The organism is Thermovibrio sp., from assembly GCA_015488335.1.
GTDB lineage: Bacteria > Aquificota > Aquificia > Desulfurobacteriales > Desulfurobacteriaceae > Balnearium.
In genome coordinates, this window is record WFNZ01000039.1 from 1 (window position 1) to 7,006 (window position 7,006).

Genomic DNA, 7,006 nt, shown 5'->3' on the forward strand with positions numbered 1-7,006 from the left:
CCTATAAGTTCCACACTTTTCAAACGAATTTGACCTAAATTTCTATTAAATGTGGCTTCTTCTGCTTTTATTGTGATTCTTGACTTTAGAAAAACAACAAGAATGGGTTTTTTTAATTCTATAATGTTTTTATCAAGAAATTTAGCCTGAGGAGATTTAAGCTGCCATCTGTTCTTTCCTGAAGATTTGAGTATAAAGTTCTCAACAGTTTGGGTTTTGTGCTGAGGAACGTTTATCTTCTCTGGTGGTGTTTCTTTCTTTGATATAAAAATCAAAAAAGGAATAAAAGAAACTATGAGAAGAAAAAGGGCTAACCTGTAGAGCTTACTTCTCATTACTGGGCTCGTTTAAGAGGAAGTCTATGAACTCCCTAACAGCTCCTTTCCCTCCTGGAGATCTTGAAACGAAATCCACCAGAACTTTTACCTGAGGAACGGCATCTGAGGGAGCTCCACTAACCTTTACCCTCTTTAAAAGAGGAAGGTCGGGCAGGTCGTCTCCCATAGCTGCTGCCTCTTCAAACGTAAGAGAATGTTCTTTTAGATATCTATCGGCAAAGGAGAGTTTATCTGAAACTCCCTGATAGACCTCTTTTATACCGAGCTCTCTGCACCGTTTCTCTACCTGAGATGAGATCCTTCCAGAAACAACAACAACATCCATCCCAGTATTAATAGCACGGACTATTCCGTATCCGTCCTTCACGTTGAAACGCTTAACTTCTCTGCCGTAAATGTCGTAAGTTATTGTTCCGTCGGTTAAAACGCCGTCAACGTCTAAAAAAAGAACTTTTATCACAGCGGGAGCTCCTCCTCTGAAACTGCTCTGTAACCTGTAAACTCAACGTTTACGTTGAAGCATTTTACACAATTGAGGTGGCATCCGCAGAAAACACAGTAGGGATTCCAGTGGACGTGGCCATGAATCAGGAGAGAGCAGTTTTCACTCCGGTAGATTTCTGTTATCCGTTTCTGAAGTTCCAGATACCTGAAGGTCCTCAAATCTTTAGAGGGAAAGTGGCAGAGGAGAATCTTTTTCCTCTTACTGTAAATAACAGTAGCGAATTCAACTATCTCATCAAAGTAAAGCTCAAGGTTTTTAAAGTGCCAGTCGTGATTCCCTTTTATGAGGACTTTTCTGCCGGGGAGCTCCCTCCATCTCTTTAAAAGGAAATCACTATCTTCCCAGGAGAAATCCCCCAAATGGTAAAGGGTGTCGGAAGGGGTAAGCTGAGATTTTAGATTTTCAAGAATTCGCTCCTCAAAACCTTCCTTTCTCTTAATGGGACAGAGCTTGAGAATGTTCCTGTGGAAGAAGTGGGTATCGGATATAAAGTAATTCATGAGTTAATTATACAAAGGCCTGCACAGGGCAGGCCAGAAACTTACTGAGGATTGTTACCAGGAAGTTGTGGAAGAATTCTTGCCTCAAGAGGAACTTCACCGGTGAGAGAACGGAGAAAATCGGCAATTTTCTTAGCCTCACTATTTGAAAGCTTCTTACCCAACTCCTTCTGAGCCATTACTTTAACGGCTTCCTCAAGGCTATTTACAGAACCGTCGTGGAAGTACGGAGCAGTAACCGCAACATTCAGGAGCTGAGGCGTTCTAAACATATACTTATCAGCCGGGTTCTTTGTTACCCTGTAGCGACCAGGGTCATCGTTCCACTTAAACTTATGGAACCTTCCATCTGAAAGAACCGGACCGTTGTGGCAGGCAATGCATCCGTACTTAACAAACAATGCCATCCCCTCTTTCTGTTCCTTTGAAAGGGCATTTGTTTCTCCCAACAGATATCTCTGGAACGGAGAGTTAGGAGTATTTAAAGTCCTCTCAAAGGCAGCTATAGCCTTTACAACATTTTCAAAAGTTACTGGATCCTTTTCCCCTGGAAATGCTTTCTTAAAGAGCTCAACGTACTCTGGAATAGCTTTAAGCCTACGGACAACTATCTCTGGAGTGGAGTTCATCTCAACGTGAGCCTGTAGTGGACCTTTTGCCTGTTCTTCAAGCGTGGGAGCTCTCCCATCCCAGAACTGAACCCTGAGGAAACCTGAGTTAAGAGTTGTAGGAGCGTTTCTTCCCCCTGTTCTCCAGTGGTCTCCTAAAGAGGTTTTCTGGTTATCATCTCCGCCAAGGGCAAGGTTATGACAGGTGTTACAGGAAATAAGTTTACTCCTTGAAAGCCTTGGGTCGTAATAGAGCATCTTTCCAAGCTTAACCTTTTCAGGGGTCAGTGGGTTATCTGCTGGAATTGGGGGAAGTGCCGGTAAAGGTTTAAAAAACTTCTTATACCTTGCATAAGGGTCTGAAACTGCTGCAACACTTGTAACAGCCATAGGTTTCTTATGAATTCTCTTAGGACGGTGAATTACTCTTTTAGTTCCAAAAAGTTCGTTGGCAGCTCTACCGTAAGGCAGGCCTGGGGGCATTTTTCCTTTAGAAACCATCTCTTTCACTTTTGCCATAAACTCTCTCTTTGTGTGAAACTTGGAGAGAAGTTTTGATTTTGTGGGAGCTACCATACCGTTGTGGCAACCGGCACAGTTGGTTTCCCAAACACCAGCTTTTGCTCCTACAGTAGAAAGGAGAAAAGCAGACAGTAATATAAGAGCTCTCCTCATATCACCCTCCTCAGAATAAACTTTCTGATTAGAATTATAGGCTATTGCAAAAAGATTTCAAGTAATTCCAACTCTTTCACTACACTTTTAACATCTTTACAGGAAAAGAAAGGAACAACGGGAACTTTTAGAAGTTTTCTTAAACTGTAGAGATTGGTTCCAAAACTCTCGTCAAACTTCTGGAAGCTGTTCAGAACAACACCCTTAACTTCTAAACCGGCATTAAGGCAGGCATTTACAGTTAAAAGGGTATGGTTTATAACTCCCAACTTATTAAGGGCAACGACAACAACCGGAAGAGAAAGGGAAGCAGCAAGGTTTAAGAAAGTAAAATTCCAGGTTATCGGAACCATAATTCCACCAGCTCCCTCTATAACTACAGGTGAACGGGAGAGGAGCTCCCTGCACCTATCAACAAGTCTTTCTACATCTATATTTAAGCCTTCAAGTTCAGAAGCAACAGAAGGAGCAAGCGGTTTCTTAAGGGAATAAACAGGCTCTAAGTAAACTCCAGAAGCTTTTGAAAGCTTTTTTGCATCTTCACAAACGGGAGAACACCCAGTTTCTACCGGCTTAAATCCAAGAACATCAATTCCAGAATCTTTAAGAAATTTAATAAGACAACAGGAAAAAAAGGTTTTCCCAACACCCGTATCTGTTCCAGTAACAAAAAGTCCTTTCATCTTAAGTAACTTTTTCTTACTTTTGATTTATTACTAACTTCCAGTCCCAATTCTTTTTCCAACTGATTAAGTCTATCTGAGTAAAAATTTAAGAATTTTAAAATTTTTCTGGCATCTTCTTGAGAATAAGATGGAATAGCAGCTGAAATTTCTGAAAGGAGCTCAGATGCTTTTTTGAAGTCTCCCTGCTCAATGTAGAAGGAGAGTTCTTTTAGTTTAACCTCTACTTTATCTCTTCCCAAGCCGACTTTACCGTTTCAAGCATTTCTATGGCTGTTGAAAGGAGCTCCTTATCATTTTTCCCGTTTGCCAGTATTAACATATCAAGGATGTGGTCGTAAAACCGCTTTAAAGACTCTGCCACTTCCCCTCCCTGCTCCATATCAAGGGAAGCGTTTAAAACCCTTATAATCTTATCAGCCCTCGCTATGTCATTAGCCTTTCTGACTATATCACCTTCATCTATCGCTTCAGAGGCATCTTTAAGAAGAAGAATGGCCTTATCGTAAAGCATTAAAACCCTTTCTACAGGAGAAGCAATCTCAACCTGTGTTTTTAAATAGGGGTTATCCATTTTTCATCCTCTCTACTGAACGTTTGTATTGGTAGTTGGCAGGAGAGAAACCTGGCCAAACGTAGCTGTTAGTTTAGCCCTAACTTCCGCCATTTGTTGCTGGAACAGTTGAAGTTGAACAAGCTGCTCCTTTAAAGCCTGAATCTGATCATTCAGGAGCTTCTTCATAAAAGTTATTTGATCCTCTATTGACTCCTTTCTCTCATTCAGGTTTTTAATAGATAGCTCTACAGGACTTTCAGGACTCTTCAGGTAAACAAGGTAATCATACAAAGAAGCTTTTACTTCATCAATTGCCGATTTAAGGGTATCTGGTGATGTCTCTTCAAGGGAAGTCAACTGGTCTGTTTTAATAGACAGGTGGCCGGTATCCTTATCCACCTCTAAAAGATTCAGGTTGAATAGAGGCTGAAGCTTTGAAAGCAGAGAAGATCTTATCATCTGAAGGGTTGTATCACCGGAGAGAGCTCCATCTTTACCACCTTCCTTCTGGACAAAATCAACAATAGAGTTGTAAGCCTGGATAAACTTGTTCAGAGCATTTCCAAATTTAGAAGTATCTTCCCTTACCTCTATTGTTGAACTTCCTGTGGCATTCACAGTAAAACTAACACCGGGAATAGCCTCAGAAAATGTATTATTAGGGCTGGTAAGGGTTTTACCGAAAACGGTAACTTCTGCATCGGAAGCTGTCTGAACGTGGCTGTCTGAATAACTATCTCCTATCTGAAGCTGGTCTAAAAGATCTCCACCACCAGTTTCCTGGAGTTCTATAGTGTTATTAGAACCTGTATCTTTTCCCATAAGTAGTAGGTAGTAGGAGCTCCCATCGTAAACGAGAGATGCTTTTACCTTATCTTGAGCAGAATTGATAGCATCAACGATCTCCTGAAGTGTAGAGGGCTTTGATGTATCGCTTACATCTGTATCGTAATCTACAGTAGCAACAACCTCTCCTGCATAACTTATCTGGAGAGTTCCACTGGTAGTTGCTACAGCTTCATCAAGGGATTTTCCAGTCTGAGAAAGCCACACATCATTTTCTGCAAGCTGATTTACAGTAACGTTGTAATTTCCGGGAATAGCTTTAAGCTCATCAGTAATCTTTGCCGTTAAAATATTTTCATCAGTAACTTTTACATTTTTTCCTTCTATGGGAGTGGAAGTTAAAGTTTCAAAAGCGTTGTAAAAATCGCCAATTTTTGACTCAAACTCCTTATATGCTTTTACTTTTGAATCAATTTTTGTTTCCTGCGATTGAAGTAACTGTATAGGCAAACTATTAGCCTGGTAATACATATCTAAGATGTTTTGATAATCAAAGCTTCCAAGATTACTTATATAAATTTCACCAGCCATAAATACCTCAAACCTTGTTATTGTAGAGAAGTCCTGTTATCTCATCTAAATATTTTACTATTTTCAAAACATATTCAGGTGGGATCTGCCTTATCACTTTTTTAGTTTCTTTATCTATAACTTTAACAACAACCATATCTGTATCTTTGTCTATTGATATCTTAAGTTGTGTATTAAGCATTGAAAGTTTCTTTTCAAGTTCCTTTACGAGTTCCTCTACCATTTTAGGAGAAATCTTTTTATGATCAAATTCCTCTTGAGCTTGATCCTTATGAATTCTATCCACCCTATCTATCTTCTGTGTAGCAGTGTTTTGAACATTCATTTCAATGGAAGACTGTATGTTGGAGACAGACTTTACATCCATTTTTAACCTCGTTAAAGGTTAAGGAGGAGGGGAGCTCCCCTCCTCCAATTTTATACAAATTACCTGAGAAGCTGAAGCACAAGTTGAGGAAGCTGATTTGCCTGAGCAAGCATAGCTGTACCAGACTGCATGAGAATCTGGTTCCTTGTAAACTCAGACATCTCCTTAGCAAAGTCAACGTTCCTAATCCTTGATTCAGCTTCTTTTGCATTTATTCTCTGGCTTTCATTGTTCATAATGATCTTTTCAAGCTCAATTTGGTAAGAACCGTAGTTTGCGTTAGCTTTATCTACTGCTTTGATTATATCGTCAATGTTCTTTACAGCTTCATTAGCTGTTGATTGATTTGTAACATCAATAGTAATTGTTGTATCCCCTACAGTAATTTTAGCTCCAGTACTATCTGTAGATGCTGTTGCTGTTACACCAGCTATTAAGAGTTCTTGATTCGTTCTTCCACCATAATGAATTGTAAAACTCTGAGCAGTTGAACCGAAAATACTTTGACCATTAAACTCAGTGTCTTTGAAAATCTTTCCAATTACATCCACCAGCTTATTTATATCCTGTTGAATAATAGCTCTAGTTTCACTCGTTTGTGAATCGTTAGCTGCTTCAATTGCCTTTGACTTAATATCATTCAATATATTATAAACGTTTGTAAGAGCAGATTGAGCAACCTGAGCAATTGAAATACCATCTTGAGCATTTCTTGTAGCCTGCTCAAGGGATACAGCGTAAGTCCTCAGTTGGTCAGCAATGTAAAGACCAGCTGCATCATCGGCTGCCCTGTTAATTCTGTAACCTGTAGCGAGCCTCTCAAGAGCCTTATTCATAGCTTGCTCTGTCTGTAGCAAGTTGAAGTGCGTAAAATCAGCTTGGTAGTTGTAATTAATCCTCAGTGCCATGACTTACCTCCATACTTTGGTTTATTTCTATTTACTATTATCGGTGGTAAGCTCTTTTATTTTAGTCAGTTGATTCTCTAATTTGGGAATGAGTAAATTCTGCAATCTTAGAAATTCCTCTTCTTTTCCCTGTTCTTTCAATTCCTTGATTAACCAAAAAACTGTAACCTGGTCGGTATATCTCAGTGCTAACTTCCTTAAAAACTTCAGTCTTTTTTCCTTTGAAGTACAAACTGAACAAAGTAATAACCCCAAATTCCTTCCTTTCTTTCTCCGCCACTCCTCTTCAAGGAACTCTTCATAGCCAGCATCTCCCAAATTCTCACTTAAAACTATCCTCTCAAAATGTTTTAGTTTGTCAGAGGCAAAGGTAAAAAATGGATTATAGGCAAAAGGATTGTCTCTCGTTCTATCAAAAATTTCAGCAGCTTTTTTTAAACTATCTAATGCTTTAACTGTTTCCCCTTTTTCCTTGTAAAAGTAGAAAGC

11 protein-coding genes are annotated in these 7,006 nt (G+C 39.5%); all 11 read right to left on the reverse strand.

The window, feature by feature from the left end; translation table 11 throughout:
* The coding region (gene lptC / locus F8H35_RS04640) for an LPS export ABC transporter periplasmic protein LptC (RefSeq protein WP_472572384.1) at positions 1-275 on the reverse strand (275 nt) is incomplete at its 3' end.
* Between the two features lie 49 nt (positions 276-324).
* Positions 325-798 (reverse strand): KdsC family phosphatase, encoded by a 474-nt coding sequence (locus F8H35_RS04645; protein ID WP_472572385.1) that lies wholly within the window; start codon positions 796-798, stop codon positions 325-327.
* Complete coding sequence (locus F8H35_RS04650; protein WP_472572386.1) at positions 795-1,343, reverse strand: metallophosphoesterase; 549 nt, start codon at positions 1,341-1,343, stop codon at positions 795-797. Before F8H35_RS04650 ends, F8H35_RS04645 begins: the two co-directional genes overlap by 4 nt.
* 41 nt (positions 1,344-1,384) lie before the next feature.
* On the reverse strand, positions 1,385-2,341 hold the full coding sequence (locus F8H35_RS04655; RefSeq protein WP_472572394.1) for a cytochrome-c peroxidase: 957 nt from the start codon (positions 2,339-2,341) through the stop codon (positions 1,385-1,387).
* A gap of 326 nt (positions 2,342-2,667) precedes the next feature.
* On the reverse strand, positions 2,668-3,309 hold the full coding sequence (bioD, locus tag F8H35_RS04660) for a dethiobiotin synthase (protein WP_472572387.1): 642 nt from the start codon (positions 3,307-3,309) through the stop codon (positions 2,668-2,670).
* On the reverse strand, positions 3,306-3,551 hold the full coding sequence (locus F8H35_RS04665; protein WP_472572388.1) for a hypothetical protein: 246 nt from the start codon (positions 3,549-3,551) through the stop codon (positions 3,306-3,308). The genes bioD and F8H35_RS04665 overlap by 4 nt, the downstream gene beginning before the upstream one ends.
* Positions 3,533-3,883: a flagellar export chaperone FliS gene (fliS, locus tag F8H35_RS04670; protein WP_472572389.1), complete on the reverse strand. Its 351-nt coding sequence runs from the start codon at positions 3,881-3,883 to the stop codon at positions 3,533-3,535. Before fliS ends, F8H35_RS04665 begins: the two co-directional genes overlap by 19 nt.
* Before the next feature lie 12 nt (positions 3,884-3,895).
* On the reverse strand, positions 3,896-5,242 hold the full coding sequence (gene fliD, locus F8H35_RS04675; protein ID WP_472572390.1) for a flagellar filament capping protein FliD: 1,347 nt from the start codon (positions 5,240-5,242) through the stop codon (positions 3,896-3,898).
* A 7-nt stretch (positions 5,243-5,249) separates the two neighbouring features.
* Positions 5,250-5,609 (reverse strand): flagellar protein FlaG, encoded by a 360-nt coding sequence (locus tag F8H35_RS04680; protein WP_472572391.1) that lies wholly within the window; start codon positions 5,607-5,609, stop codon positions 5,250-5,252.
* A 59-nt stretch (positions 5,610-5,668) separates the two neighbouring features.
* Positions 5,669-6,517: a flagellin gene (locus F8H35_RS04685; RefSeq protein WP_472572392.1), complete on the reverse strand. Its 849-nt coding sequence runs from the start codon at positions 6,515-6,517 to the stop codon at positions 5,669-5,671.
* A 27-nt stretch (positions 6,518-6,544) separates the two neighbouring features.
* Positions 6,545-7,006 (reverse strand): hypothetical protein (locus F8H35_RS04690; protein WP_472572393.1); only part of this gene is annotated, 462 nt, incomplete at its 5' end.

Coding starts and splice junctions, on each gene's coding strand:
- F8H35_RS04685 (WP_472572392.1), bottom strand. CDS start 6,517: ATGGCACTGAGGATTAATTACAACTACCAAGCTGATTTTACGCACTTC.
- F8H35_RS04655 (WP_472572394.1), bottom strand. CDS start 2,341: ATGGCTGTTACAAGTGTTGCAGCAGTTTCAGACCCTTATGCAAGGTAT.
- F8H35_RS04680 (WP_472572391.1), bottom strand. CDS start 5,609: ATGGATGTAAAGTCTGTCTCCAACATACAGTCTTCCATTGAAATGAAT.
- bioD (WP_472572387.1), bottom strand. CDS start 3,309: ATGAAAGGACTTTTTGTTACTGGAACAGATACGGGTGTTGGGAAAACC.
- fliD (WP_472572390.1), bottom strand. CDS start 5,242: ATGGCTGGTGAAATTTATATAAGTAATCTTGGAAGCTTTGATTATCAA.
- fliS (WP_472572389.1), bottom strand. CDS start 3,883: ATGGATAACCCCTATTTAAAAACACAGGTTGAGATTGCTTCTCCTGTA.
- F8H35_RS04650 (WP_472572386.1), bottom strand. CDS start 1,343: ATGAATTACTTTATATCCGATACCCACTTCTTCCACAGGAACATTCTC.